Annotated in this window: 13 protein-coding genes; 7 read left to right on the top strand and 6 right to left on the bottom strand. The window is 44.8% G+C overall.

The annotated features are described in order from the left end of the window. Positions 1-13 precede the first annotated feature (13 nt). Positions 14-706, top strand: a complete 693-nt coding sequence (locus HP548_RS17720) for a pseudouridine synthase (RefSeq protein WP_175382401.1) — start codon at positions 14-16, stop codon at positions 704-706. Positions 707-804: 98 nt separating this feature from the next. On the opposite strand, the gene HP548_RS17715 is transcribed toward HP548_RS17720, so the two are convergent. The 3 genes from HP548_RS17715 to HP548_RS17705 form a co-directional block, all read right to left on the bottom strand. Beyond that, on the bottom strand, positions 805-1,728 hold the full coding sequence (locus HP548_RS17715; protein WP_175382400.1) for a DMT family transporter: 924 nt from the start codon (positions 1,726-1,728) through the stop codon (positions 805-807). Continuing rightward, positions 1,725-2,576, bottom strand: coding sequence for an AraC family ligand binding domain-containing protein (locus HP548_RS17710; RefSeq protein ID WP_175382399.1), 852 nt, complete (start codon positions 2,574-2,576; stop codon positions 1,725-1,727). The genes HP548_RS17715 and HP548_RS17710 overlap by 4 nt, the downstream gene beginning before the upstream one ends. Before the next feature lie 204 nt (positions 2,577-2,780). Continuing rightward, positions 2,781-3,908, bottom strand: coding sequence for an NADH:flavin oxidoreductase (locus tag HP548_RS17705; RefSeq protein WP_175382398.1), 1,128 nt, complete (start codon positions 3,906-3,908; stop codon positions 2,781-2,783). A gap of 225 nt (positions 3,909-4,133) precedes the next feature. On the opposite strand from HP548_RS17705, the gene HP548_RS17700 reads away from it, so the two are divergent. Next, the gene (locus HP548_RS17700) at positions 4,134-4,718 is read left to right on the top strand and encodes a TetR/AcrR family transcriptional regulator (protein ID WP_175382397.1); all 585 of its coding nucleotides are present in this window, start codon (positions 4,134-4,136) and stop codon (positions 4,716-4,718) included. Positions 4,719-4,866: 148 nt separating this feature from the next. Here HP548_RS17700 and HP548_RS17695 read toward each other — a convergent pair whose 3' ends face one another. After that, positions 4,867-6,120 (bottom strand): cytochrome P450, encoded by a 1,254-nt coding sequence (locus HP548_RS17695; protein WP_175382396.1) that lies wholly within the window; start codon positions 6,118-6,120, stop codon positions 4,867-4,869. 97 nt (positions 6,121-6,217) lie between these two features. On the opposite strand from HP548_RS17695, the gene HP548_RS17690 reads away from it, so the two are divergent. The 3 genes from HP548_RS17690 (at position 6,218) to HP548_RS17680 (ending at position 8,334) form a co-directional block, all read left to right on the top strand. Beyond that, positions 6,218-7,375, top strand: coding sequence for an ABC transporter permease (locus HP548_RS17690; RefSeq protein ID WP_175382395.1), 1,158 nt, complete (start codon positions 6,218-6,220; stop codon positions 7,373-7,375). 71 nt (positions 7,376-7,446) lie between these two features. Further along, positions 7,447-7,992 carry a PadR family transcriptional regulator gene (locus tag HP548_RS17685; RefSeq protein WP_175382394.1) on the top strand — a complete coding sequence of 182 codons (546 nt, stop codon included), beginning with the start codon at positions 7,447-7,449 and terminating at the stop codon, positions 7,990-7,992. A gap of 33 nt (positions 7,993-8,025) precedes the next feature. Next, positions 8,026-8,334 carry a Dabb family protein gene (locus HP548_RS17680; protein WP_175382393.1) on the top strand — a complete coding sequence of 103 codons (309 nt, stop codon included), beginning with the start codon at positions 8,026-8,028 and terminating at the stop codon, positions 8,332-8,334. Between the two features lie 110 nt (positions 8,335-8,444). Here the strand turns inward: HP548_RS17680 and HP548_RS17675 are convergent, their stop codons facing one another. Then, positions 8,445-9,506 (bottom strand): S-layer homology domain-containing protein, encoded by a 1,062-nt coding sequence (locus HP548_RS17675; RefSeq protein ID WP_175382392.1) that lies wholly within the window; start codon positions 9,504-9,506, stop codon positions 8,445-8,447. Between the two features lie 355 nt (positions 9,507-9,861). On the opposite strand from HP548_RS17675, the gene HP548_RS17670 reads away from it, so the two are divergent. Next, complete coding sequence (locus HP548_RS17670; protein WP_175382391.1) at positions 9,862-11,178, top strand: nucleobase:cation symporter-2 family protein; 1,317 nt, start codon at positions 9,862-9,864, stop codon at positions 11,176-11,178. 151 nt (positions 11,179-11,329) lie between these two features. Here the strand turns inward: HP548_RS17670 and HP548_RS17665 are convergent, their stop codons facing one another. Then, the gene (locus HP548_RS17665) at positions 11,330-11,770 is read right to left on the bottom strand and encodes a hypothetical protein (RefSeq protein WP_175382390.1); all 441 of its coding nucleotides are present in this window, start codon (positions 11,768-11,770) and stop codon (positions 11,330-11,332) included. A gap of 224 nt (positions 11,771-11,994) precedes the next feature. On the opposite strand from HP548_RS17665, the gene HP548_RS17660 reads away from it, so the two are divergent. Then, positions 11,995-13,464 carry a protein adenylyltransferase SelO gene (locus tag HP548_RS17660; RefSeq protein WP_175382389.1) on the top strand — a complete coding sequence of 490 codons (1,470 nt, stop codon included), beginning with the start codon at positions 11,995-11,997 and terminating at the stop codon, positions 13,462-13,464. The last annotated feature ends 18 nt before the right edge of the window (positions 13,465-13,482 follow it).

Below are 13,482 nucleotides of genomic sequence, written 5' to 3'. Positions count from 1 at the left end.
GAAGTGGTGGAGCATGCGAATTAACAAATACATAAGTGAAACGGGATATTGCTCCCGCAGGGAAACGAACCGATTAATTGTAGCTGGGCGTATCACGATTAATGGTAAAGTGTGTGAAAAAGGTGCGGACGTGGAGCCTGAGGATATCGTACTCATTGATGGCCAGGAGATTCCTTTCAATGATCGCGAGCCTGTTTACCTTGCTCTGAATAAACCCATCGGCATTGTCTGCACCGCAGCAGAACAGGTGGAGGGAAACATCATTCAGTATGTGAATTATCCCTCGCGTATCTTTGCGATTGGCAGGCTGGATAAGGCATCTGAGGGTTTGATTTTTCTGACCAATGACGGAGATATTGTGAACAAGATGATGCGTTCGGAGCATAATCACGACAAGGAATACGTAGTGACCGTAGACAAACCAGTGACAGACGAATTCGTTCGAGCGATGTCGCAGGGGGTTGAGATTATGAATGTGGTGACGAAGCCGTGTGAGGTATATAAGCATAGTGAGAACGTATTTCGTATCATTTTGACTCAAGGGCTTAATCTGCAAATTCGCAGAATGTGCAAAGCCCTGGGTTACAGAGTGCTCAAGCTGGAGCGCATCCGAATTATGAATGTTACGCTGGATGGACTGGAACGTGGACAATGGAGACATCTGGAGAAGCAGGAGTTGGAGAAACTTCTATCCATGTTGAATTAGAGAAAGGCATCGAAGCAATGTCCTTGGCAAAATGAAGAGAGGCACTAATCCGTCAGGATTAATGTCTCTTTTTTGAGTTATGGTAGACGGACCTTGCACTATTGAAGTTTCGGCAACGTACTACCGTAGTCTTTTCTTTGTACTTTTTTCTCTGAAATGAATGATCCGACCAACGTTAACAGAGCCCCGAGCAGCGTTATCCAGGTAATCCGCTCATGTAGAATCAGTGCAGAAGCGACGACAGTAATGACAGGCACCAAATAAATGTACACACTTGTTTTGACGGCTCCCAGAAGACTCACTGCCCGGTTCCAGGTTACAAAACATAAGGCAGAGGCACCCAGCCCGAGAAAGAGAAGGTTTGAGAGGGTGGCCATGTTGGCGAAGCGCCCAAGATCGAAATGGAATTCGAATAGGAACAAAGCCGGAAGCATGAATAATAGTCCATAAAAGAATACTTTGCGTGTAGCACCGATAGTGTGATAGGGAAGTTCACCTATTTTGCGCATGAGTACAGAGTAGACCGCCCATACAGCAGGTGCCACGAAAGCGAGCAGATCCCCCAGCGGATTCAGTTGCAGGATGAAACTGCCGTTGAATCCAATCAGGATAATGCCAGACAAGGCAATGACGAAGCCCACGATAAACCGCTTGTGCAATCTCTCTCCATCCAGGTAGAAATGTGCAAGGACTGCGGTAAAGAATGGGGCAATTGAAACAATAACACCTACATTGGAAGCGAAGGTATACACTAGTGCAATATTTTCAATGAGAAAATATAACGTAACCCCGCATAATCCAGCACCGATAAACAGCATTTCTTCTCGAATTGAGGTAATTCTCATCAACCGCGGATAGATCAGGAAGAGCACCACATAGCCTATCACGAAACGGAAAAACAGAATCTCCACCGGGGTGAATTCGATCAACAGCACCTTGGTGGAGATAAACGTTGTTCCCCAGATCAGGATCGTAAGTAAGGCCAGCAGATGTCCAGTGGAGATTTGGTTCTGACTTGTCATGACTGATCATCCGCTATACGCTTTGAATCCACTTCATGGTTGAAGATGCGTCTATATTGCTTGGGCGTCAAGCCAATTAGCTTTTTGAAAAAATTCGTAAAGTGACTCTGGTCACTGAAACCTGTCTGCGCGGCGACCTCGATTGGGAGCTGGCCTTGTTCCAATAGCCGTTTGGCCTGATTGATGCGAATCGTTTCTAGGTAGCGGTAGGGAGATATCCCTTTTTGACGAGTAAATAAACGCAACAGATGGTATTTGCTCAGCCCTGTTAACTCGACTAACTGGTTCAGCGTAATGCTCTCCATATAATGAGTCTCTATGTACTCGCATATGCGTCTAATCTCGATGGTGACGTCCTGGGCGGAAATAGGCGGTTCGGCATCCGCATATTCTCTCATCAGCTGTTCCAGCAGAAAGAGCAGCAGCTCTTCTTTGTGAAAGTCAGCTTGCTCTTCCAAAATCATCTGATGCAGCTCATACAAAGAAGTAACATGTTCGCTCTGATAGAGTACAGGGGAAGTAAACCGTGGCAAGTAATCTTGTCCGGTAATTTCCTGTACATATTGGCGCATGACCTCAGGTTGAATGTTGATGCAACGATAATCCAGGGTTCTGCCGTCCACCTGTTCGCAGGCATGGGGATCATGCGGATTAAAAATAATCATGTCTCCAGTGTTCAGCATATATTCTTCGTTATTACATACAAGATGGCGATTGCCTTGCTCAATAAATCCAATGACGTAATAGTCATGAAAATGATTGGGGAATTTCTGCATAATGCCTTCGAATTGATAGGCTTCGAGTTGTAGATCGGTATCGAATACGACGGTTCGCACTTCACGAGTCACCTGCTGCACCTTCTTTCTGGTAAGTTAAATGTCATTATAATATGAAAAGAAGGGACTTTCTTGGATGATATTGCTCGCCTGTTTTGTGTACACATGTAAAAAAACCAAAATACCCGCTGTCCCTAACTAAATGGATGACGAGTATTTTGGTTCAATTATAGCTCATTTAACGGATAACCATATGAATTCGGTCCTAAATTAATCTTATAGCAACGTAACAAGCGCTTCTGGCGAAAAGGCCTGAATTTCATTCACGCGGCCATCACGGATCTTCACAGCCCATGCCGGATCCGCGAGAAGTGCGCGTCCAACGGCAACTAGATCAAATTCCTCCTGTTCCAACCGATGAAGAAGATCATCCAAATCCTTGTGTCCTGCACCTTTACCTTCCGTATAGAGACTGGTAAATTCATCATCCAGACCGACAGAGCCCACGGCTATCGTTGGTTTGCCTGTCAGTTTTTTCACCCAGCCGGCAAATCCAAGTTCCGAACCATCATATTCCGGCTCCCAGAAACGTCGTGTTGAGCAGTGGAATATATCGACGCCGGCCTCTACCAGCACATTCAGGAATAGCTCCAGCTTATCCGGTGAGTCCAGCGGTTTGACGTAATAATCACTCATTTTCCACTGCGACAAACGAATGGCAATCGGGTAATCAGGACCCACGGCAGCACGAATCGCTTGAATAAGTTCGGTAGCGAATTCCGTACGCTTGATAAGATCGCCGCCATAGCGGTCTGTCCGTTTATTTGTTCTGTCCCAGAAGAATTGGTCAATCAGGTAACCATGTGCTCCTTGAAGTTCGATGCCGTCAAACCCAAGCCGTTTGGCATGAACTGCTGCGTCCACAAAAGCTTGAATGATGTTGGTGATTTCTTCGTCTGTCATCGGTTCACCCGTCAGATTTCCCTCGAGATCAATACCTGACGGCCCAATGGACGGAGCTTCCGGATAAGGCTGTGATCCCGCTGGACGAGCCATACCCATATGCCAAAGCTGAGGAAAAATCTTGCCCCCGGCTTCATGGACTTGTCTGACGACTTCTGCCCAGCCGTTTAATGCTTCTTCGCCATGAAAACGGGGCACGCGTGGTTCGCTGGTTGCCGCCGGATGGTCAATAGTTACACCTTCGGTAATAATAAGTCCGACGCCATTTTCCGCACGTCTGCGATAATAAGCTGCTACATCGGAGCCCGGTACACCATCTGGTGAGAAAGCCCGACCCATAGCGGGCATAACGATACGAGACTGCAATGTTAAATGATGAATTGTATAAGGTTGAAACAGATTTTCCGTCAATTGAACTTGTTGCTGCTGACGATTACTCAAGTCAAACACCTCCATAATAGTGCACCTCCAAGCGGGGTACGAGTGCAATATTATCAATGGAGAAAGGCTGCATCAACCGACGATTTAACCAATGTGTTGCTTAAGCGAAGCCACCATAATAATGTCGGTTTAACCCTGGATTACTTGTTGACCTAACATTAGCTATCTATAATAGAAGCATTGAGAAGTATGATTACAAGATCGATTAAAAGGGGTACTTTGTATATGTCAGGTGAGTTTTCTCCAAATCCCAATGATCCACGGGTGATCCGAACCCGTCAATTAATTCAGGATGCGTTTTTTTATCATTTGAATAAAAAGGATTTCTCAGCTATTACAGTTCAGGATATTACGCAAAAGGCGACGATTAACCGGGCCACATTTTATGCCCATTTTGCAGACAAATATGAACTGCTTGAATCCGTTTTGTCCTATGCTTTCCAAGAGTATGTGCTCAAACAGATTAATGTAGGGGCACATTTGACAGAAGAGACCCTGAAGCAACTGGTGATCTCGTTATGTAATTATCATGATTCAAGCAACCAATGTATCAAGAAATATGAGTCCGTAGCGCCAATCTTTGAGGAAAACATTAAGGCTCAGTTAGAGAAGCTTGTTCTGGAGATTGCCATGAGTCAAACAGATGGTGCGGAGCCACCCAAAACATTGGCGTATTTGGCAACGATGCTGAGCTGGTCTATCTATGGGGTGACGTATCGTTGGAATTTGGAGGAGAGGCAGGAATCCCCGGCTGAGTTGGCTGAGCGAGTGGTGCCGTTTATGATGAGTGGGACAGGTTTGTTGAATTAACGAACGGTAGAATGGAATGATAAAGGTTATTTATAAAGAAAAGAGTAGAGAAAAAGAGCAGAAGGGATCTGCTCTTTTTGTTTTGAGTGTATCCATAGAACTTATAGTGAAGATTATCAATTTATAAATGAATTTACGTCAGATGTATTTACTTATACAATTTCATCGGAAGACTTGTTAAAGATTGTCCAGCCGCAGAAGGGATCAGGTTTTCCTCCAGATTGAATCCTTGCAAGGGTTCAATGCTGGTGAACGTTTTTAGAAATGCGGTCAGTACAATTTTGGCCTCTAGACGGGCCAGAGGAGCCCCCAGACAGAAGTGAGTACCAAAACCAAACGCAAGCTGTTTATTATTGTTTGAACGATGAACATTCAAGGTGAACGGATCTTCGAACATATTCTCATCCATATTGGCTGCACTCATCCACGCTACGATAGCGTCTCCCTTTTTCAGTTTAACTCCGAGCAGATCGTTATCTTCTTTGACCATACGGTCCATTTTGCTGATGTGAAACCTGTATCTCAGCATTTCCTCTACCGCGGCTGGGACAAGCTCAAGGTTATCCCTGAGTTCGGCATACAATTCCGGTTGGTCATATAGCAGGGCATAGAACGAGTTGGCCAGCAGGTTGCTTGTAGTTTCTATGCCGGCGCCCAGAATAAACATGGTGGTTCGCACAATCTCTTCATCTGTAAAGTGCTCGCCATCGAGCTCAACCTGGATCAGGTCTGATATGATATCTTCTCCCAGATTGGATCTTTTGGACACAACGAAGGGATACAAGTACTTGAAGTATTCCTCCCCGGCAATCTTTTTCATTTCGTTAATTTGATCAAAAGTGGCATCGGTAGTAGGCATAAACATGGTGTCCACCCAATCTTTGAACAAATGACGATCTTTGGAAGGGATGCCGAGCAGGTCAGACATGATAATGACAGGAAACATGCTCGTAAAAGCTTCAACAATGTCCACTTCCGATTGACCTTCAAATTCTCTGATCAGCTCTTCGGCCACTGCCTCTATTCTCGGTTCCCAGAGCTTGAGACTTCTGGGTGTAAATGCACTTGCCAGCAATGATCTCCGCTTGCGATGTTCCGGCGGATCTACATTGTGAATATCCAGCTTGTCCGGCATATGATGCTCACTGTCCGCACCTTTTTCTTCGCTTGAATATCCCACATTAACAATTGATCTTTTTCTCACACTGGAGAAATGCTCGTGATCATTAAGCACGGTTTTGACAAGATCATACCTGAATACATGCCAGGAATCGGTCTCTTCATTGTAGATGACGGGTTCCTGATTCAACATGCTGCGATACCAACGGTAGGGACTGAATTCTTCTTCTTTCGATTGGAAATTCGTAATTTCTGACAGAGAAATAATAGAGCTCTTCGTCATTCTTTTCGCCTCCTTGGTTGGTCTCATTGACAAATATAACAAATAAGAGTACTTTAATTCAAGTAGTTTAAAATGAGAAAACAAGGTGGAATAGAGAGTGAAGAACATACTGAAGCACGGCGGAGTCAAGGCAGGCATATTCATGATCGTTTTTTATCAAATTGTAATGTTGACCGTTTTTATGTCGGGGTATAGCGCAATCCCCAAAAATGTAACGAATCTTACGGTTGCCATTGTCAACGAGGACCAGCAGTCCGGTACCGAATTTGTGCAAAAGTTGCAAGAACAATTGCCATTTAAGGTAGTTACCAACGAATCATTAGAACAGGCGAAGACGGGGCTGGAAGACCGGGATATTCATATGATCATACGTATACCAGGTGATTTTACGGAGAAACTGTCTGAACAGGATGGTAAAGCTCAGTTACAGTACCTGATTAATGAATCGAACCCAACAACAATCACGAGCTCCATGAAAAATGTTGCAGCTGAAATCACCGCGCAGATGGGTGCACAGGTTCAGGCACAGAGCTTCGAGGGTGTGCTGAGCAGTATGCAGGTTCCTGCAGAGCAATCGAAACAGATTGTGGAATCCACTATGGGCAAAGTGTCATCTGACATTGTTCTGAGCAACCCGCAGCCAGCAGGCATGCAGAATCAGATGGCACCGATGTTCATCACCATGGCGCTCTATGTTGGAGCCATGATCTATGCGATGCAAAGCATTGGCGGAATGAAGCAACTGCAAGGACAGATGGGGAAATGGAGAGCATTCTTTGCAATGCGAGGTACGAACCTGCTTGTTTCCATCCTTGCTCCACTCGTAGGGATCGGCATTTATTTTATGGTGCAGGGGTATGGCGTGGAAGTATTCTTGAAAATGTGGATGGTACACAGTTTACAGCTGTTTGTGTCAATTGAGTTCACCAGCATCTTTATCATGCTTCTCGGTCAAGGCGGAATGCTGATCAATATGATATTTGTACTCAGCCAATCTATTGCAAACGGGACGTCTATGTCACCGGAGATGATGCCAGGATATTTCAAATTCGTGAGTCACATCACACCGATGTTCTATTCAACGCATCTGGATTATAATATTCTCTTCGGCGGAGGGAAGACGGTAGAATATGCGGTTGGACTGGCATTGGTGGGCTTGGGAGCCTTTGTTATCAATACGGCCATTCATCATTTCAAAAAAGCCAAGCAAATCGATACCGTACAAGAACCTGTACAACAGCCCGTTATGATATAAAATAGAAGTTATGAGGGTAGGCGATCAGGAAGAAGCTGTACCCTTGGAAGAGCAGAATGGGGGCAGTCACAATGTCGATTCAAATATTTATACTCGGTGCACTAAGTGAAGGGAATTATTATCCCTATGATATTAAGAAGCGAATTGGTAAACATCTGGATCAAACGGATGCCAAGATTACCGAGGGCACCATTTATTATAATTTTGAAGTGTTGCTGAAGAAGGGTCTTATCGAGAAGGTAGAAACAATCCAGACTGAAAATCGACCGGACAAAACGACATATGGAATTACCGAAAAAGGACGTCATTCCCTGGAAGAGAGCATATATAAGGTGTTCCAGAAGTTTACGAACGTACAGTCCTTATACGCTGCGTTGGTCCATTTGGATAAGGTGGATAATCAGAAGATTGCTTACTTGATTGAGGATATTATTGAGAAAATGAATAAGAGGCTGGAATACATTGATTCTCATACACCTCAGGAGATTGATCTTCAGGAGGATTTGAAAGATGCATTGTTCTTGATGAGAGATCATGCCTACCACTCGATACAGAGTGATGTGCTCTGGCTTCAAAAGTTGCTGCATCATGTTCAGCGCAGAGTATTAAAAAGCTAAATAACTGGTTACAGGAATGAGGAGGAGCAGGTAATGTATGAACACTTGGTTGTATTCAAATTGAACGATAAAATTACTACGGTCAAACAGCAGGAATTGGTAGCTCAATTACTCGCGTTACAGGAACAGATTCCTGGAATTGTGGATCTCACCGCAGGCATTAATGTAACCGAGGAGACCGATCATATTCAGGGCTTCACACTTGGCCTGAGAGTGACATTTGAAGATCAGGAAGCGCTGCGTGCTTATGGTCCACATCCTGCTCATCAGGCATTTGTAACCTCCCTGAATGAGTGGGTGGACAATGTGATTGTTGTCGATTATCCGATCCCCTCAAGATGAGGGGCTTGGAATCACTGGTTGCCTGAAATAGCTGTTTAATGGTTTATTGAAATAACAAAAAGCACTGAACCGGGTTCAGTGCTTTTTGTTATTTATCAGTGTTTCTGATGTTATCCCTCATAAGGTAAAACCGCGTAGATTTTCCAGGTGTTATCACCCATTTTCTTGAGCCTATACAACCCGTCTAATGAAATGGTTTCTTCGTTTAGGTCCTTACCTGCATTGATGCTCGTTTTAATTTTGCCGCCATTCGCTTCCAATACGGCATATTGATTGGAGCGCTCCACAATGGAGAAAACAGGTTTGGAGATCCATTCAATATCCAGCTGGGTTTGCTCATCCAGAGCGGATGTCAGATCATCAAGTGAAGTGAGATTAAAGGAGAGCTGATAACCGGTGTAATATGTAGCATAGATATCAGAAACTTGATCGTAGCTGTGTTCAGACATCGCCGTAATCTCCTGTTCGGTTGCGTTGGAAGCCAGAGTAATCAGTTCAGTTGTATCAGGGAGCTGGGTTTGTTCCAAACGTAAAGCCCGCTCTAGCATGACAACCGATTGGGCGCGAGTGGCTTTTGCAAACGGTTGAAACGTGGTGGTCGTCATACCCGAAACGATCCCTGTTTGGCTTGCTTTTGCAATGGCCGAGGCTGCGTAATAGTTGGGGACATCCTTAAAGGGTTTGGCAGAGCCTTCAAATTGGATGGAGCTGGAGAAAGTCCGTACAACCATAACGGCAATATCTCCGCGGGTGATAGGGAGATCTGGACCAAATTCAGTACTGGATATGCCTCCAACTACGCCAAGTGAACTAGCGATCCGGACCGCATCGGCATACCATTTGCCTGCGTTCACATCATAAAAGGCTTTCCCTTGAGCAGTGCTATGTAGCCCTGCCGCCTGTACAAGAATAGAAACAAATTCTGCACGGGTAATGGGATGATTGGGCTTGAGAGCCACTTCGCCCGTACTTAGGGGATACCCGTTTAGTAAATCAGCATTAACGAAGTTGTCAAGGGTATCGTATGCCCAGTGATCGTCAATGTCTGTTGGATAGTATAAGTCCAACGATTTGTAGGAATCGGCAGCAGCAGCCTTATTCCAAGGACAGGCTAGTAACACTAAAAGCATGGTTAAGTAAAATAGGGTGATACCTTTAAAATTTTGTCTCATCTAGGAAGTTCCTCCCGAATTTCTCAAATTTGCCGTTAATCATCATAACAGAGATCAAGAGATTGATCTAAAGGAAATCTTTACTACTAAATCGTGACGTGTAATTATCCTTAGCGAAGAAGTATGAAGAGTGCAACGTTATTCAACCTTTGTTGTTAGATTAACTGACATGTAATAGATCGGGTTATGTGTTAATTTTGTATAATGCGCATAAAAAGACTGAATCTATTTATGTTTTGTAACAATTCCGTAACATGAATCATGGAACTTGAAGCAATTGTTTATATAATGTGAATCAACATAACATGATTTTTGCAGCGGTAAAGTGATTCTAAATTACAGGGGGCAGGTAGGGATGAGAGAAACCAAGAGAATGAGGATTTTTTCACTGGGAATTCAGCACGTATTGGCGATGTATGCCGGGGCCATTTTGGTTCCGCTGCTTGTGGGAAGGGCGTTAAACCTGACTGCAGAACAATTGGCGTACCTGGTATCGATTGACCTGTTAACCTGTGGTGTCGCGACATGGCTTCAAGCACGTAAAGGGAAGTATTTGGGGATAGGCTTGCCAGCAGTTCTTGGAAGCTCATTTGTTGCTGTGACTCCGATGATTGCGATTGGATCACAATATGGAATTCCAGCCATTTACGGTTCCATCATTGCAGCAGGAATATTCATCGTTATATGTGCTGTCTTCTTTAGTAAAATCGTCAAACTGTTTCCTCCCGTAGTGATTGGAACAGTCGTAACCATTATTGGTCTGGCGTTGATTCCAACAGGTATCAAAAACATGGCAGGCGGAGCAAACAGCGAAAATTTCGGAAGCTTAGACAATCTGGCTCTCTCATTCGGGGTATTGCTCTTCATTCTGGTGCTGAATCGATATGCTCGCGGCTTTGTCAAATCCCTCGCAGTTCTCCTCGGTATTATTGTGGGTACTCTCGTCGCTGCCTTCATGGGAAAAGTAAATTTCAGCTCTGTTCAGGAGGCATCCTGGTTTCATTTGCCCCAGCCCTTCTACTTTGGATGGCCAACCTTCGAAATCGGCCCCATTATTACAATGATCATTGTAGGTACGGTAGTTATCATTGAATCAACAGGTGTATTTATGGCTTTGAGTAGAATCTGTGATCAACCGATCAACGAAAAGGATCTGGCACGAGGATATCGCGCAGAAGGTCTAGCGTTTGTGCTTGGTGGAATCTTCAATGCTTTTCCGTACAACACATTTGCCCAGAATGTCGGTTTGGTTCAGCTCTCCAAAGTGAAAACGACCAATGTGGTTGTTGCAGCCGGAGGTATTCTGGTTTTTCTGGGACTCATCCCCAAAGTTGCGGCATTCGCAACGATTATTCCCAGCGCGGTACTCGGCGGGGCAACAGTGGTTCTGTTCGGCATGGTGGTCTCATCTGGGATTAAAATGCTGCAACATGTGGATTTCAGCAAGCAATCCAATCTGTTAATCGTTGCTTGTTCGGTCTCACTCGGTCTTGGTGTTACGGCTGTGCCTGATCTGTTTGCCCAGCTGCCTCAAAGTATCCGCATTATTGTTGGTGATGGTATTATCACAGGCAGTCTATGCGCCATTCTGCTCAATATCTTCTTTAACCTCGGATTTAAAAAGGAGAGTCTGCCCGTACAGCCTGTACAGGCTCAAGAAGCACATACGTAAGATTGTCTTGTTAACTTGCATGCGATCTGAATAAATTGAACAGACCCAAGATGGTAATCATTGAGGTGGAATGATCGGAATGACTCCCCCTTACGAATAAACCTCTTGGGTTTTTATATTGGGTTGAACTGTGGAGTACGAGTGGCTGGTTTTATTCAACATACCCCGGAAGCTTTTCACCTGTGATTAGTTCGAAAAGCTTGGCAGATTTCTCCTTAGTTAATTGAACATAGGTAGGCTTGCTTTCAATGATGATTTCAACCTGATCCTGATGGGGACTGATCCAGAGATTATAGATGTCACTTTTATCTGAGGAAGTTGTATTCTTTTTCTCAAAAAAGAATTTATAATCCGGAGGCCGTACCATATCCGCTATAATGTGGTTCGATCGAATGGAGCGGGTGATGCTCCTAATGTCATGCACCTGTGCTGGATCGGTAATTTTTCTATACAGAGTGTATTGATTGGAGTTCTCAACCGGTTGTTGAACGATAACCTGATTTCCCTTTGATTGTATGTTGTCCGCTGAACACCCGGTAAGGCACATGAACAAAAGTGTCATACAGCCAATCACATAGATATATTTTCTCAATCTGATCCCCCCTTGAAACTTAAACGGTGCCTCGGGTATGAAAGTTACAGCAGGATGAATGCAAAAGGGATATAAATATGCTAAAGTTTCATCATGAACATGCTACATGTTCTTCCCGTTGAATTTCCATGCGACTACATAAATGAGCATTGGTTCACAAGGCTAAAATAAAACGAAGAGATATCCTGATATCGCTTGGTTACAGAAAAGGAGTTGTGATCACCATGCAACAAGAAACGTTGAAAAAAGGCTGGCACTTTGACAATAGTTATGGACGCTTGCCACAGACCTTTTTTACAAATCAGGGTGCGGTACCTGTTCAAACACCGAAATTGATCATCTTCAATACATTGCTTGCAGCCAGCCTGGGGCTGAATGTTGAGGCTCTCAACAGTGATGAAGGAGCTGAGGTGTTTGCAGGTAACCTGATTCCGGAAGGTGCCGAGCCTCTGGCTCAGGCCTATGCAGGTCATCAGTTCGGCAATTTTAACATGCTTGGTGATGGACGGGCTTTGCTGCTGGGAGAACAGATCACGCCACAAGGCGAGCGAGTGGATATCCAGCTGAAGGGTTCGGGAAGAACCCCATATTCTCGCGGAGGCGATGGACGTGCTGCTGTTGGGCCAATGCTGCGTGAATATATTATTAGTGAAGCGATGTATGCACTGGGTATTCCAACAACGCGAAGTCTGGCGGTTGTATCTACTGGAGAAAACATTACACGCGAAACAGAGCGACCTGGTGCAATCCTGACTCGGGTGGCTTCAAGTCATTTACGTGTAGCAACCTTCCAATACGCAGCCAGATGGGGATCGATTGATGAGCTCAGAGCATTGGCTGACTATACACTGAAACGCCATTTTCCCGATATTGCCGAAGCCGATAATCGCTATCTCCAGTTACTTCAGGAAGTCATTCGTCGACAGGCTTCACTTATCGCTAAGTGGCAACAGGTTGGTTTTATTCATGGCGTAATGAATACAGATAATATGGCCATCAGTGGTGAAACCATCGATTATGGGCCGTGTGCGTTTATGGATGCCTACAATCCAGCGACGGTATTTAGCTCCATTGATACGCAAGGTCGGTATGCATATGGAAATCAACCGTATATTGGCGGCTGGAATCTGGCTCGGTTTGCCGAAACGCTTCTGCCACTGCTGCATGAGGATGAAGAACAGGCTGTACAAATTGCTCAGGATGCCATTGCACAATTCTCCGAATTGTATCATCACCACTGGCTCTCGGGAATGCGGAGCAAACTGGGCTTGTTTAATGAAGAGGCTGAGGATGAAGTGTTAATCAGAGATCTTCTTGAATTGATGGAGAAGCATAGTGCAGATTACACGAATACGTTTCTCGCACTAACCTTTGATACGCTCAACGGAGCTCCCTTGTTCGACACTTCAGAGTTTGTAGAATGGAATGAGCGTCGCCAGGCAAGATTAGGCAGACAGCAAGAAGGGAAAGAAGAATCGCAGCAATTGATGAAGTCTAACAACCCGGCGGTGATTCCTCGTAATCATCGGGTGGAAGAAGCACTGGACCGAGCAGAGAATCACGGAGATCTTAGTGTTATGGAGAAACTTCTAGCTGTTCTTTCCAACCCGTTTGAACATTCTACCGAACAGGCTGAGTACGCGGAACTGCCTACGCAGTGCGATACCTCCTACCGGACTTTCTGTGGGACCTGATTGAAAACTTGTTATGAA

Source organism: Paenibacillus taichungensis (genome assembly GCF_013359905.1).
Classification (GTDB): domain Bacteria; phylum Bacillota; class Bacilli; order Paenibacillales; family Paenibacillaceae; genus Paenibacillus; species Paenibacillus taichungensis.
The sequence above is the reverse complement of the archived record's forward strand: the minus strand, read 5'-3'. Positions and strand labels throughout refer to the sequence as shown.